Below are 14302 nucleotides of genomic sequence, written 5' to 3'. Positions count from 1 at the left end.
CTCCTCGTGGTTCGACCAGCCGGCTTCATCGTGTCACTCCCCCGCCATGATGAATGTGCTGGGGGCACCGACAGCACAACAGCACCGGTATGAACGACTGGGTCATGGTGTCGATGAGCCCCTTCTCGGTGAGGCCGTAGTCGGGCACGCCGGCCAACCCGACGAAAGCCAGGATCATGTAAGGCGACGCGATCTCGCAACCGATCGAGGCCGCGGCATGGTTGGCCTCGATCGACTGGTCATACACCCGCTCCCACGGCTGATCGCTCATTATGCCTCCGAAGGGAAGGGGGACGGTGGCCAGCACCTCGCCATCGGCCACACAGACGTAGCCCCCTCCAATCTCCTGAAGGGTGCGGGCCGCGTGGGCAAGGTCTTCGTCGCTGGTTCCCACCACCACCAGGTTCTGGTTCTCGCAGTTGCTGGTGATGCCCAGCGCGCCGCGGGCAAGGCCGAACCCCCGCACGAATCCCGTGGCCCGGGTGTCGGTTCCGTGGTGGCGATCGAACACCGTGATCTTGGCGATGTCGATTGCAGGATCGGGGATCACGTTGCCGTCCACCACCTGGAGCTCGGTCTCGATGGCCCGTTTGAAGTAGCCGTCGTACATCTCCATGGCCCGAACAACCGCCACTTCGTCGGCCGCGGCGTCGGCTTCCACCCGGAACAGTTCGGAACCGAAGTCCTCCGGCAAGTGCACAGTGTTGCGGACCCAATCCGGCATGGTGTCGGGGTTGACGAAGGTGGCCTCGCCGTCTCTACCGGCGATCTCGCCCCCCACGATGACCACCGACGGCCGCACATCGCTCAAATCGTCGAGGATCATCACATCAGCCAGTCGGCTGGGGGTGATCGAACCGAGAAGGTGATCGAGTCGGTAGTACTGCGCCGCGTTGAGCGTGCCCATTCGATAAGCCTCGATTGCAGGCACACCTTGGGCGATGGCGCTGCGCACGTGATGGTCGATGTGGCCCTCGTCCCGAAGATCCTCGACATGGCGGTCGTCGGCGCAGAAGCTCATGGAGTCGAATCCGCCGGACACCGCGGGCACGTCCTCGAAGACCAGAGGGACGTTGTCGTTCATCGACCCCGACATCACCGTGATCATGACGCCCAGGCGAAGCCGATCGATGACTTCGGCGGTGTTGAATGCGTTGTGGTCGTCGCTGACGCCGCCAGCCAGGTAAGCCCACAGCGGCTCATCAGCGATGCGGGCGGTGTGACCGGTGAGCCTCCGACCGGCGGCCATTGCGGCGTGGGCCTTACGGGCAGCCGAGATATCCAGATCGAAGGGGTTGCTCTCGCCCAGGGTGGCCACATTTGTGGCACTCAGGCGTTCGATCACGTCGGCCTCTGGCATGACCGCTCCGCCCAACTCCAGATCGGGAACGCGGGGAATCTTGTGGGAGATCTGCTGGAAGATGCGCATCGGTGTGCCCGTGGCGGCCATAGCGTCGGCACCCCGGGTTCCGACCACATTGGCCAAACAGTTGGGGTCGGCCAGCACGGTGGTTGTGCCTCGGGGCACGACCAGGCGAGCCAACTCTCCCGGTGTGAGCATGGTGTACTCGATGTGGAGATGGACGTCGATAAACGTCGGAGCGACAAACTGGTCCGTCGCATCGATCTCTGTGTCAGCCTCCAGGCGACCGATGGGCGTTACTGCGGCGATGTGCTCTCCGACGATCAGAACGTCGCGTTCTATGAGCTCGCGGTTGTGGAGCGCGAGCACCGTGCCTCCCCGGATGGCCAAGTCGGCAGTCTGCTCACCTCGGGCCACAGCCTGAAGCCGCAAGATCTGCTCGGGTTCGGGAACGAGGTTGGCGCCGATGAACATCTGGCTCACCGAAGTTCGAATTCGGAGACGGCAGGCAACCGGTTCACGACAACACGAGGTCGTCGACGAGTTGGCTCAATGTGCCGTCCACGACGCCGATGTCGGTCACATGCGGTCCCGTCAAACAGGCCAGGCTCATCAACATGACCGAAAACAGCGGTTGGGTGAGCGGCCCGGGCGGCAAGCCTATGGATTGGGCCGCGGCGCCGACCTCTGATTGCAGCCGAGCGACGTCGGTGGCCGGCAGAGGTGACAGAATCCCAGCCACAGGAAGCTCGAGGATCGAGACGACTTCGCCATTCTGGACCACTGCCACTCCTCCCCCGGTTGCGATCACCGCATTGGCTGCCACCGCCATGTCCGAGGGATCACGGCCGAACACCGAGAGGTTGTGGGTGTCGTGGCTAATCGTGGTGGCTACCGCGCCCGTCCAGTGGCCCCAGCCGCCGAGCAGCCCGGCAACCGGCGTGGCCGGAATCCGCCCGTGGCGGTGCACGACCACGTTCAGCAAGTAGCCGTCGGGAACGGTGACGACCCCCTCGGCCACATCGACCTCGGCCTCGCCCCACTCAGTCATCACGACACCCTCTACCACCTTCATGCGGTGGCGTCCGTCCGGAACACCGGGCAGGCGGAAAACGAAGTCGTCGGCAGTCACCGCCGACAGTCTGATCGTGTCGAGCGGCGGGTTCGACGGAGCCTCGGAGACCGATTCGAGCATCACTCCCCCATGGGCCACCTGACGGCCGTCGAAGAACACATCGTCCACCGCGACTTCTTCCAAGGAGGACAACACCACGATGTCGGCTCGGCGGCCGGCGGCAACCATGCCGAGGTCGGTGCGCTGGAGGCGATAGGCCGCGTTGTAGGTGGCGATTCTCAAAGCACGCGTCGGCTCTAGGCCATAGCGGATCAATCGGCGCAAGAGATCGTCGATGCCTCCTTCTTCCAACAGGGTGGCGGCGAACAAGTCGTCGGTGGCGGCAATGATGTGGGTGGGGAACTCCGGCAGCTTTGCCAACTCCTCGACCAGGAGCGGCAGCACGAAATCGAAGGCGCCCCGCAACTCCACGGTCATGCCGGCGCGGAGCTTCTCCATGGCGTCCACATGGGCGAAGACCTCATGGTCGGAGAAGATTCCCGCGCTGAGATAGGCCTGAAGCGCTGGCCCGGTCAACCCGGCCGCGTGGCCGCTAACCAACTTTCCGCTCTCGTGGCCGGCCGCCACGATGTCCACCATGCGGGCGTCACGGCCCAAGACCCCGCCCATGTCCATGACCTCGGCCAAGCCGCCGACCTCTTCCCAAGAGAGCATCTCGGCAATGTCGGCGGCGTGCAGGTCGTGACCCGATAGCTCCAAGCCCGGTAGCGGCGGGACGCAGGAGGGGGCCTGCACCACGAACCGGACCGGCAGTCCCCGGCTGGCGTCAACGGCGTACCTCACTCCCTCGACTCCGGCTATGTTGGCCAGCTCGTGGGGGTCTATGAAGACTGTCGTGGTGCCTCGAGGACAGATGGCGGCAGCGTACTGACCGGGGGTGAGCATGGAGCTCTCGAAATGCACGTGCATGTCGATGAACCCGGGCGCGATGTACCGGTCGGTGCAGTCAAAGGAGTCGGCAGCGTCGGTGCGGGAACCCGTCGGGTGGATGCTGGCCACGACCGGGCCGACGATTCCCACGTCGGATTGGCGCAGCTCTCCGGTTCCGACGTCGACCACGGTGCCGCCGGTCAGGATCAGGTCGAAGGGTTCGTTGCCGAGCGCGGCTCCAACTGCTCGAGCCCGGGTCTCCTCCTCAAGATGGCTGTACATGAAAAGAAACTAGCCTCTAGCCATTACCGTGACCCGCAGAGGCGGCTTTGAAAGGCAGGCACGGTGACCAGTTTCTTGTTGCGCGGCGGAACGGTGCTCCCGTTGGAGGGTTCGAAGGTCGTATTCGATCCGGGATCGGTATTGGTGATCGATGGCAAGATCGAATTGGTCGGCGGGGTCGCCGATGTCGACCAGCACCCCGCCGCGCCGAATGTCGAGGTGATCGACGCCACCGGCCATGCGGTGGTCCCGGGCTTTCACAACTGCCATCTTCACTCGGGCCTGCTGCGAGGCACGGCCGAATCGCTAGCGCTGTGGGAGTGGCTGGAGGACCACATTGATCCCGCCCACCGGGCGCTCACGCCGGAGATCGCCGAGGCGGCCTCGTGGATGGCCTACACCGAGGGGCTGCGGGGCGGCACCACGTCGGTATTGGACATGTGGCGGCACATGGAGGGCTCGGCGCGGGCCGCAGAGGCGATCGGGATTCGGGCCACGCTGGCTCCCTACACCGCCGATCTGTACGACTACTTCGAGACCTTGGAGACCAATCGGCGGCTGTTGGAAACGCATTTGGCGGCCGCCGATGGCCGGGTTCGAACGTGGGTGGGCCTAGAGCACATCTTCTACTGCTCACCGGACATGTTCCGGCAAGCGGCCGCGCTGGCCGAGGAGTTCGACACCGGGATCCACACCCACTCGTCGGAGTCCATCTGGGAGGTGCAGGAGTGCCTGCGCCAATTCGGCCGGCGCCCCATCGAGGAGTTCTACAACCGGGGAATCTTGGGAAGCCAGAGCGTGATCGCCCATGGCGTGTGGCTCGACGACCGAGAAGTGCAGTTGATGGCCCAGACCGGCACCAGCGTCACCCACTGCCCTTGCTCCAACATGAAGCTGTCGTCGGGTCCGGCCCGGATCGGCTTCTACCGGGAACAGGGCATGACGGTGGCTTTGGGCACCGACGGGGAGAAGGAGAACAACAATCTCGACATGCTGGAGGAGATGAAGTTCGCGTCGCTCCTTCAGAAGGTGAGCACCCTCGACCCCACCACCGGAGACCCCTGGGACATCCTCGACATGGCCACCCTGTCGGGTGCCCGAGCGCTAGGCCTCGACGACGTGACCGGCTCGCTGGAGGTCGGCAAGGACGCCGACATAGTCACCGTGGACCTGGGCGGGCTCCACTTCGTCCCGGTCATGCACGGCGACGACTTCAACATCGCCGCCCATCTGGTGTTCACCGCGTCATCCCACGATGTGGCCAACGTCTGGGTGCAAGGACGACGACTGGTGGCCGATAGCGAGGTGGCCTCTGTTGACGTCAAAGAAGTTGCCGCAAACGCCCAGGCCGCGGCCGAGGAGCTGTTCGAGCGCCGACGTCAACTCCAAGGCGACACCCCCAGCCCCGCCACAACTCTGGGCAAGAACGCCTAAATCAGCCGCACCCAGCGGCGCCATATGGCCAGCTGGGGTGCGCCTACCGTTGGCATTGGGTCAGCCCTCGTCAGCGGGAGTCGGGAAAGGCCGGTGACCCCAAAAGCTCGGGCGGGAGATCTGGTAGGTGCCGGCATGGTCTGGGTCCTCGACCCGTAGCCCACCCCATCCGAACTCGACCATCATCGAGTCGGGCGCTTGGCAATAGAAAGAGATCATCTCGTCGTTGGTGTGACGTCCCAAGCACATGCGGACAGGGACTCCCTGGTCGAGGCAGCGGTCTTGCGCCATGCCGACATCATCGATGGTCGCCGCTTCGACCATGATGTGCCCAAGCGGATGGGTCCGAGGCAGACCGGCGCTGAATCCCAGCGTGTGGTGACGCGGGTTGCAGCCCAAAAACGCCATCGATATCGCACCGACATGCCAGGTGTTCCGCAGGTGGAAGCCGAGCACGTCTCGGTAGAAGTTCAGGACCGGCTCGAGTTCATCGACCTTCAAAACGGCGTGTCCGAAGCCCATGTCTCCGGTCACGAAGCTCGAAACAAGGGGTGTCACCACTGGAATGTCGTTGCGAATAGGGCCGTGGTAGAGCTCTAGCGGCGTGCCGGCGGGATCTTCGAATGAGACGTAACCGGTCACGAGACGGGCGGCGGCCTCTTCGTCGGAGCCTGCTCTCACGTCGACACCCGCCCGCTTGAGGCGAGAGACCTGGGCGTGCAAGTCAGTGTCGTCGATGACTTCGAACCCGATGGCGTCGACTCCCGCGGTGTCAGCTTCGGCGACGACCAGGCGGTAGGGGTAGTTGTCCCATCGGAAATAGGCCGCGGTCGCGTCGGGGCCGGGTGTGGGCATGAAGCCGAGCACGTCGGTAGCGAACCTGCGCCACTCGTCCAGGTGTGGACTGGCGAGCCGGACGTACCCGAGGGACAGGACAGCGCTCTTTCGTGTGCTCATAGGGTGGTCTCCGACTCATCGCGGGTGAGGAACTCGATCACGACCCGCTCAAACTCGTCCTTGCGTTCGATCATCGTCCAGTGCCCACAGTCCGGGAAGATGTGAACTTCGCAGTCGCGAATCAGGCGCATTGCGGGGATCAACCCGTCAGGGGGCGTGACCCGGTCGTCTCGCCCCCAGGTGACCAGCGTCGGCGCCTGGATCCCGCGCAGCGTCACGAACTCGTTGGTGTTGTCGAGCATGATGTCGCGTAGAAACGACAGCATTTCCCGGCTGTAGATCTGGCGGATACCGGCGAGCGCCTCGGGCTCGGTTGCTGCCTCCCAGCGACGGTCGATCATCTCCTCGGTGAGGGTGGCGGTGTCGAAAACCATCGATCGCATCCAGGCGATGAGCAGTTCTCGGGTGGGGTTCTCAACGAAGTCGACGAGCCGACTGATGCCTTCCGACGGCAACGGGCTGAACAGCGGAAGTCCGACCCCGCCGATGGTCGCCAGCCGCCGCACCTGGTCGGGGCGAGCCGCCGCCACCTGAGAGGCGAACTTTCCCCCGAGTGAATTGCCGAGCAGCGAGAACGAATCCAGGCCGAGCCCGTCAACGAAGGCAGCAACGGCCTCGGCCCCGTGAAGTACAAGATTGGTGGGCGGGGTGTAGCTGCGACCGAAGCCCGGCAGATCCAGCACCAGGCAACGGAAGTGGGTAGCGAACGCCGCGAGGTTCTCGCCGAAGTTGGCCCAGCCGGTAGCCCCCGGGCCAGAGCCGTGCAGCATGACCAACGGCGGACCATGGCCCACCTCGTGAAAGTGCAGGACACCGTGCTCGGTGCGTAGCGTTCGGCTGGTGTCCTCTTCGGTGAAGGGTGGCGTCGTTGCGTTCATGGACTGAGAACCTCTGCGCTCAGATGGTGACCGCTGATGGACCGGTGGGCGGCAGGCCCATCAGGACCCCTCCGGCAAGGTCGAGCAGCGGGCCTCGGAGGAAAATGCCGTGATGGAGCCCGGCGTGCATGCCCCGCCAGAATCGCTGCACCGGCTTGTCGAGACGGATCGCGTTCCCACCGCAGATGTCATAAACGGTGTTGGCTGCCTCCGCCGCCCGCCACGCCGCGCGGACCTGATCGCGCCGAAGCGCAACCCGCTGGTCGATCCCAATCGTGTGGCCGGCTCGAACCGCGTCGTATGCCTCGCCGATGTTGTGGACCAACTGAATGCGAGCGCTGGCGATTTCGGCGGCCGCCTCGCCGAGCACCCGCCGAGAATGGGGGTCGTCGGCCTGCACGACCCCTAGGTTGGAGACCCGCCCTGCCTGGTATTCAATGCCCCGCTGGAGTACGCCTTCGGCGATTCCGATCAGCCCTGCTGCCACCCCACCGGGAAACACGGCTGACCACGGCACGTTGAACAGGGGATCGCCGCTGCGGACCGACTCCTTGGCGGCGCGACCGTCGAGGAGCTTGCGCACATCGAGTGTGCGATAGTCGGGCACGAACTTGCCATCGACGATGACGTCTTTGCTCCCGGTCCCTTCGAGTCCAATCGTGTTCCACGAATCCTCGACGATTTCGTAGTCGGCGCGAGGCAACATGACATGGAGACTGCCGATGGGCGGATCGTCCGGTCCGGCGGAGGCCGCCTTGACCATCGCACCCAGCACGATCCAGTCGCAGAGATCGGTGCCGGAGGAGAACGACCAGCGGCCATTGACGATGAAGCCGCCGTCGGTCGGCGTTGCGACTCCCGAGGGTGCGTACGGCGATGCAACCCATGTGTCAGGGTCGTCACCCCAGACCTCCTCTTGCAACCGAGTGTCATTGAGGGCCAGCTCCCAGGGGTGAACGCCGACCACACCAGCGGTCCAGCCCGCCGAGGGGCAGTAGTTCCCGATGTCCATCACGGCGTTGAGGAAGTCGCGGGGATCGGCCTCCAGGCCTCCGAAGTCCCGCGGCTGCAACATCCGAACGACTCCGGTCTCCTTCAGCAACTTGCCCGTGTCGTCGGGAAGCCGTCCGAGTGCATCGGCGTGGCTCGAGTGGTCGGCCAGGTAGGGCCCCAGCTCGGCGATCTGTTCGATGGTGGGATGGGCCATGCGTGTGTGTCCTCCGGATAGCACGATGGGTCAAGGGGCGGTCAGTAGCGTCACGCAGGCGTCGATGAGAATAAGCTAGTAACTTATCGCGACGTCTACTGCGACGGGACGCAGCCCTGCATGAAAGTGATCAATAAGGCCCAGGGAACGATCGATGCTGGCGACCGGGTCGAGGTTCTTCCGATGTCTCAGCACACGGGTGCGGAGATTCACGGCGTCGATCTCCGCGAACCGATGGATGACTCCACAATTAGCGCCATCCGCGCCGCTCTCTTGCGGTGGAAGGTCGTGTTCTTCCGGGACCAGGAACTCACCCGAGACGAGCACGTGGCGTTTGGCCGCGGCTTCGGATCAGTGATCTCTGGCCATCCGACGCTGGCACCGCGGTTCCCGGAGCATCCGGAAATCGTGATGATCGAAAAGGAACACCACCGCGACGACCCAGACGCCAACGAGATCGAGCACCGCTGGCACAACGACCTGTCGTACACGGCCGCGCCGCCGATGGGGTCGATTCTTCGCGCAATTTCCGTGCCGCCGTTCGGTGCCGATACCGAATGGACGAATCTCGCGGCGGCGTACGCGACCCTGTCTGCCCCCATCCGGGAGCTCATCGACGGGCTTACCGCGGTCCACCACAACGTCTTGCACGTCGTGAAGGGGGAACCGAACAAACTCGCCCGCGAGTTCATGGCCACTCCTCTCCGAGCCCGGCACCCCGTGGTGACCGTGCACCCCGAAACTGGCGAGCGCCAGCTGTACGTGAACCCCGACTACACAAGCCACATCGTCGAACTCTCACGCCAGGAGAGCGGCCATCTGCTCGAAATGCTCAACGAACACGTGTGCAGCCGAGAGTTCACGGTTCGGTTCCGTTGGCGCCCAGGCAGCATCGCATTCTGGGACAACCGGGCGACGGCCCACATTGCGCCGGCGGACGTGGTGCCGGGCCATCGGCGCGTCATGGAGCGCATCACGCTCGACGGTGCTTCGTTCGTCGGCCCGACCGGCTTCGAGTCGGTGACGGTGGACGAGTCAGGTGCTCCCGTGGTCGGCACCCGGAGCCCGTGAGCAACCCGGAGTACACAATCACACGAGCATGAACGACAACCATCGGGACCAGCCGCAGCCCTTCGGCGGCCACATTGCCCGTCTGGCCGGCGATTCGACCCCATGGTGGCCCGAACCGGTTCGGCCCGCTCAGGGCAACCCCAACATCATTGTCGTCCTACTTGACGATCTCGGCTTCTCCGACATCAGCCCCTACGGCTCGGAGATCTCCACCCCTACCCTCGACCGCCTCAGCGCCGGGGGCCTGCGCTTCACCAACTATCACACCGCCCCGCTGTGCTCACCGTCTCGTGCGTCCATCCACACTGGGATGAACCCGCACCGGGCCGGGTTCGCCGGAGTCGCCAACTTCGACCCGGGCTTTCCGGGTTGGACGATGGAGATCGATCCCTCGATCGACACGCTCCCCCACCTCCTTCGCAACGCGGGGTACGCCACCTTCGCCGTCGGCAAGTGGCACTTGACTCGCGACGGGGCGATGCACGACGGCGCTCCCCGCAATTCGTGGCCGCTACAGGTCGGCTACGACCGGTTCTACGGCGTGCTGGAGGGCTGGACCAACATGCACCATCCCCATCGGCTCGTGCGCGACAACTCACCGGTGGCGGTCGACACGTACCCCGACGGCTACTACTTCACCGACGACATCACCGATGAGGCGATCTCCTATCTCAAATCGCTGCGATCCCACGACTCGACCCGCCCTTACTTTCTGTACCTGGCCCACGGGGCGGTCCACGGACCGCTCCAGGCCAAGGCGAACGACATCGCCACGCATCGGGGCCGTTACCAGCAGGGGTGGGATGAGGTCCGAGCACGCCGATTCGCAAATCAGATCGAGCTGGGCTTGTTCGACAAGGGCACGGCGCTACCGCCGCGCAACCACGAGCCTGGCTACGAGGTTGAGGCTTGGGCCACCCTCCCCGCTGAGGCTCAGGACAGGTACGCAAGGTACATGGAGGTCTACGCCGCGATGGTCGACAACGTCGACCAGAACCTCGCCCGCCTCTTGGCTGCAGTCGAAGCGCTGGGCGACCTGGACAACACGGTCGTCTTGTTCACCTCCGACAACGGCGCGACCCGAGAGGGCGGGGCGCAGGGAACGCGGAGCTACTACCGCCAATTCGGAAACCCAGCAGGGTTTGGACGCGACTTCGACATCGAGCGCGATCCCGATCTCATCGGCGGTCCTCAAGCGATGGTGCACTACCCCCGCGGATGGGGGATGGCGTCTAACACGCCGTTTCGGCTCTACAAGTCCTGTACCCACGCTGGCGGCGTGCGGGTGCCCATGATCGTTTCGTGGCCAAAGGGCATCGGACTCGACCGCGCCGGCACGATCCATCGCCAGTACCAGTACGTCACCGACCTCCTCCCGACAATCCTCGAACTCGCTCAGGTCGAGACGCCAAAGGACCTCGACGGCGCCAGCTTCGCCTCCGCCATCACCCATGGAGCCAACGAAAGCACCCACCTGGAGCAATACTCGGAGTGCTTCGGCAATCGAAGCTTCTACCGCAATGGATGGAAACTCGTCACGCTCCACCAGCGTGGGGCCGCGTATGACGACACAGAGTGGGAGCTCTACAACATCACCACTGACCCCACCGAGGTCAACGACGTCGCCGCCCAGTACCCAGAAGTCATCGCGGAACTCGCCGATGCCTGGGAACGCACCGCCTGGAACAACCAGGTGTTCCCGCTCGACGACGGCCTCGGGCTTCTCCAAGTGTTGCGCCGACCCGATGAAGCCTCGCTCAACGAACCCGTCCGTCTCCTGGCGGGCACACCGTCACTCGAGCGCTACCGGTCCCAGAAGCTCGTCGCACTCCGGGACTTCGACATCGAAATCGACATCGTGCACCAAGACGCCGACGGTGTCCTCGTCGCCCACGGTGACCAGGGAGGCGGATACGTGGTGTACATCGAGCATGGCATCGTGCATTTTGGATATAACGAGTACGGCATCGAAAAGATCGTCGCGGCGAACCTCTTGGACCCGGGCCAGCACCAGATCCACATCGCGGCTCGTTGTGGCGAGCCCTACACCTGGAATTTCACGATAAGCGTGGACGGCCGCCCGCAGGCAACCCTCGACGGAGTAGAGATGCTGATGGGCTTTGCTCCATTCCAAGGCATCGACGTCGGCATCGATCGCCGCTCTCCTGTCCTGTGGTCGACGTTTGAGACCCACGGCGCCTTCGCCTACCCCGGCGTCATCGAAGCGGTTACCTACCTACCTGGCCCCCCGGCACCCTACGACCCGGCCGAACTCATACAGCTGATGCGTAGCGCAGGAAGACGAACGGAATAGCAGTGATGTCGGAGGGGGACCCACGAGGATCTCACCAACTAGAGCCGTCGTCTCCGTGTTCGTCGGGAAGGGACCGGTGAGAAGCGCTTTCCCTTCCCGGTCCCGAACTGATGGTTCGTCGTGGACGAGTCCCGAGTGCTCGCTGTAGGGGAGATCAAGAGCTTCTATGCGTTCGGCAAGGACCTCGTGCTGTACCGGACCGAGAGCGGCGAGGCTCGGCTGATCGACGCCTACTGTCCCCATATGGGTGCGCACATCGGCGCGGGTGGCAAGGTGGACGGCGACGGAACGGAAACGACGTGTTCACGGTCGAGAACTACGGGCTCGGATGCACCCACGTATCCGTCGGCGACACGGTACGAGCCGTTACGTCCCTCCTGCCGATTGATGAGGAGAACGTGAAGATGACCTGGTGGTTCACCATGCCTCGCTCGATGGGCGACGATGCCGCCAAGACGCTGGGAGAGGGCTTCACGAAGGGCACAACTCAGGACTTCGCCATCTGGGAGAACAAGCGCTACCAAACCAAGCCCCTTCTCACCGCAGACCAACGGGTCATCCGTGAGTTCCGCTCGTGGGCGCGCCAGTTCTACTCCGACCTCGACGCCTGATCGACGTCAACTCCAAGGCGACACCCCTAGCCCCGCGACAACTCTGGGCAAGAACGTCTAAATCAGCTGGCCAACTGGCGAATTGGAATGCTCAGCACCTGGGCTGCCTCCAAGAGCGGTCGGTTCTGATCGGCGGCAGCAAGGCAGATCTCAGCCTCTAGGTAACGGGCGGCCGCCAGTGCTTCCAACGACAACAGGTTGAGGCGTATACCGCTTCTAACGAGTTCAGCCATCGGCCACCCCAGCGTGCGCAGCGTAAGCAGTTCGATGTTGTCAGGTAGGTCGACAACCGCGGCAATGACGTCGGCAGCCATAGCCGAGTCCCCGCTGCCGAGTCGACGCGACATCGATCCCACAACGGTCTGATCCGCCAGGGCTCGACACAATCGGTGGTACCACAATCCAGTGGTTGCTAACCCAGCCCCTAGTGGTCGCAACTCGTCGGGCTCGTCGTCCAGGAGGATCCTTAGCAATACATGGTCGTCAACCAGGACGGTGCCCATCACGCCAGATCAGGATCACCGGCTGCAACCCGATCAGCGAGCAGTGCGTACCCCCCGGCGTCGTGGATAGCCCCCTGGAGAAGTGCCCGCAGTCCCCCCCGGCCTGCGGGGACGATGACCAATGCATCACCGAGGTCCGCGATCTCCACCTCGCCCCCGTCGAACAGATTCCATCGACGGCGGGTCTCAGCTGGCAGCGCCATCTGACCCCTCCCCGACACTCGATAGCTCGCTACTGTCACACGCCTAGTTTACAAAGCTACAAAGTACAAGCACACATGTCCCTTGTAAACCGTCCGACTTGCAGCGACGGGGACGCAGGATTCGGCAACCTACTCTGGGGACTCGCGATCGTCGGGGCTACTTGCCGGTGGGGGTGAAGGTGAGCGGCATGGTTTTGGGGGCCCGGGTAAACACGCCTTCTGGCGTGGGTAGGAGGCCGTCGAACGCGACATTGTCCATGGCATCCAGCAGTTGGTTGGTGGCGATGTCGACCTCGGTCTTGGCCAGCATGGCCCCGATACAGAAATGCCGGCCCAAGCAAAATCCGGTGTGGTTGGCGGCCCCCGAGAACGCTTTGGACACGTCAAGGTCCTCACGGAAAATGTCGAATTGGTCGGGATCGTCGTAGCGGCGGGGATCGCGGTTGGCCCCGGCGATGAGGCAGGTCACCGTGGAGCCGGCCGGGATGGTCACGCCGTGCATCTCCACGTCCACTTCAGGCTGGCGCATGATCATCTGCACCGGTGGCGAGTGCCGCAGCGTCTCGGCGAATGCATTGTCGATGAGGCTGCGGTCGTTGCCAACGGCCTCCAGCTGATCTGGGTTGGCGATCAGGTTCATCATCATGTTGGCCATGGCCTTGTCGGTGGTCTCTCCCCCGGCCACCAAAAGGAGTGATACAAACGCCTTGATCTCTAAATCAGTCATCTGCTCGCCGTCGATAACCGCGGTGCATAGCGTGCTGAGGAGGTCGTCGCCGGGATTGGCACGCCTCTCGGCGATGATCGGCATCAAATAGGCCTGGAGCTCGTCTTTGGTCTGGAGCCCTTGGGCCATGACTTCCTCGTCGCCAGTGAGGTTGCTGAGGAACATCATGATCGAGTGGTACCACTTCTGGAATCGCTCGTGATCCGACTTGTCCAACCCCAGCATGTCGACGATCACATTGATCGGGAAGCGGATCGAGAACTGGTCGACCAGGTCGACCTTGCCGTCGGTGCGGAAGCCGTCGATGAGGTCGCGGGCATTGGCCGCGATGACCGGGACGAACTTTGCCGTCAACTCGCTGCCCCGAAAGGCGGGAGCGATCAGATTTCGGTGGGCGGAGTGGTCGCGCCCCTCCATCTGGAGGATCGTCCGTCCGTGGACCGGCTCGAGCTGCCACTCATAGTTCTTGTTGGTGAAGGTCTTGTCCTTGAAGGCCCTCTCGACGTCGTCGTAGCGACAGATCAGCCATGCCTCGGTGGCCTCGTGATACACGACAGGGTATTCCTCACGCATCACCGCCAAGACGGCATTGGGGTCTTCGGCAAATGCGGTGGACAGAATGTCCGGTTCGATGGCGGCCACAGGCCAACCTTACAGATCGAAGCGATCCAGGTTCATTACCTTGACCCGGCCTGCCGAGGAGTCGTTGACGAACTTCGCCTCGCCGTCGTCAACTCAAAGGCGCCA

Annotated in this window: 13 protein-coding genes; 5 read left to right on the top strand and 8 right to left on the bottom strand. The window is 63.8% G+C overall.

What is annotated here, in order from left to right:
• Positions 1 to 25: 25 nt before the first annotated feature.
• Positions 26 to 1837, bottom strand: a complete 1812-nt coding sequence (locus ACOOGG_RS17495) for an adenine deaminase C-terminal domain-containing protein (RefSeq protein ID WP_420437649.1) — start codon at positions 1835 to 1837, stop codon at positions 26 to 28.
• 43 nt (positions 1838 to 1880) lie between these two features.
• A complete protein-coding gene (locus tag ACOOGG_RS17490; protein ID WP_420437399.1) occupies positions 1881 to 3650 on the bottom strand; it encodes an adenine deaminase in 1770 nt (589 codons plus the stop codon).
• A gap of 63 nt (positions 3651 to 3713) precedes the next feature.
• Between ACOOGG_RS17490 and ACOOGG_RS17485 the strand changes: the two genes are divergently transcribed.
• Complete coding sequence (locus ACOOGG_RS17485; protein ID WP_420437397.1) at positions 3714 to 5084, top strand: amidohydrolase family protein; 1371 nt, start codon at positions 3714 to 3716, stop codon at positions 5082 to 5084.
• Positions 5085 to 5144: 60 nt separating this feature from the next.
• Here the strand turns inward: ACOOGG_RS17485 and ACOOGG_RS17480 are convergent, their stop codons facing one another.
• Genes ACOOGG_RS17480 through ACOOGG_RS17470 form a run of 3 tightly spaced genes read right to left on the bottom strand, consistent with a single transcriptional unit; the run spans position 5145 to position 8126 of the window.
• The gene (locus tag ACOOGG_RS17480) at positions 5145 to 6041 is read right to left on the bottom strand and encodes a VOC family protein (RefSeq protein ID WP_420437395.1); all 897 of its coding nucleotides are present in this window, start codon (positions 6039 to 6041) and stop codon (positions 5145 to 5147) included.
• Positions 6038 to 6919, bottom strand: a complete 882-nt coding sequence (locus ACOOGG_RS17475) for an alpha/beta fold hydrolase (protein WP_420437393.1) — start codon at positions 6917 to 6919, stop codon at positions 6038 to 6040. The genes ACOOGG_RS17480 and ACOOGG_RS17475 overlap by 4 nt, the downstream gene beginning before the upstream one ends.
• Positions 6920 to 6938: 19 nt before the next feature.
• Positions 6939 to 8126, bottom strand: coding sequence for an acyl-CoA dehydrogenase family protein (locus ACOOGG_RS17470; RefSeq protein WP_420437391.1), 1188 nt, complete (start codon positions 8124 to 8126; stop codon positions 6939 to 6941).
• 183 nt (positions 8127 to 8309) lie between these two features.
• On the opposite strand from ACOOGG_RS17470, the gene ACOOGG_RS17465 reads away from it, so the two are divergent.
• The 4 genes from ACOOGG_RS17465 (at position 8310) to ACOOGG_RS17450 (ending at position 12122) form a co-directional block, all read left to right on the top strand.
• Complete coding sequence (locus tag ACOOGG_RS17465; protein ID WP_420437389.1) at positions 8310 to 9197, top strand: TauD/TfdA dioxygenase family protein; 888 nt, start codon at positions 8310 to 8312, stop codon at positions 9195 to 9197.
• Positions 9198 to 9225: 28 nt separating this feature from the next.
• Positions 9226 to 11511, top strand: coding sequence for an arylsulfatase (locus tag ACOOGG_RS17460; RefSeq protein WP_420437387.1), 2286 nt, complete (start codon positions 9226 to 9228; stop codon positions 11509 to 11511).
• Positions 11512 to 11631: 120 nt separating this feature from the next.
• Positions 11632 to 11913: a Rieske 2Fe-2S domain-containing protein gene (locus ACOOGG_RS17455; RefSeq protein WP_420437385.1), complete on the top strand. Its 282-nt coding sequence runs from the start codon at positions 11632 to 11634 to the stop codon at positions 11911 to 11913.
• Positions 11811 to 12122 carry a hypothetical protein gene (locus ACOOGG_RS17450; protein WP_420437383.1) on the top strand — a complete coding sequence of 104 codons (312 nt, stop codon included), beginning with the start codon at positions 11811 to 11813 and terminating at the stop codon, positions 12120 to 12122. The genes ACOOGG_RS17455 and ACOOGG_RS17450 overlap by 103 nt, the downstream gene beginning before the upstream one ends.
• Positions 12123 to 12184: 62 nt before the next feature.
• Here the strand turns inward: ACOOGG_RS17450 and ACOOGG_RS17445 are convergent, their stop codons facing one another.
• The 3 genes from ACOOGG_RS17445 to ACOOGG_RS17435 form a co-directional block, all read right to left on the bottom strand.
• Positions 12185 to 12625: a hypothetical protein gene (locus ACOOGG_RS17445; RefSeq protein ID WP_420437381.1), complete on the bottom strand. Its 441-nt coding sequence runs from the start codon at positions 12623 to 12625 to the stop codon at positions 12185 to 12187.
• Positions 12625 to 12846 carry an AbrB/MazE/SpoVT family DNA-binding domain-containing protein gene (locus tag ACOOGG_RS17440; protein ID WP_420437647.1) on the bottom strand — a complete coding sequence of 74 codons (222 nt, stop codon included), beginning with the start codon at positions 12844 to 12846 and terminating at the stop codon, positions 12625 to 12627. The genes ACOOGG_RS17445 and ACOOGG_RS17440 overlap by 1 nt, the downstream gene beginning before the upstream one ends.
• Positions 12847 to 12985: 139 nt before the next feature.
• Positions 12986 to 14197: a cytochrome P450 gene (locus ACOOGG_RS17435; protein ID WP_420437379.1), complete on the bottom strand. Its 1212-nt coding sequence runs from the start codon at positions 14195 to 14197 to the stop codon at positions 12986 to 12988.
• Between the last annotated feature and the right edge of the window lie 105 nt (positions 14198 to 14302).

Source organism: Candidatus Poriferisocius sp., assembly GCF_965214065.1.
GTDB lineage: Bacteria > Actinomycetota > Acidimicrobiia > Acidimicrobiales > Bin134 > Poriferisocius.
The sequence above is the reverse complement of the archived record's forward strand: the minus strand, read 5'-3'. Positions and strand labels throughout refer to the sequence as shown.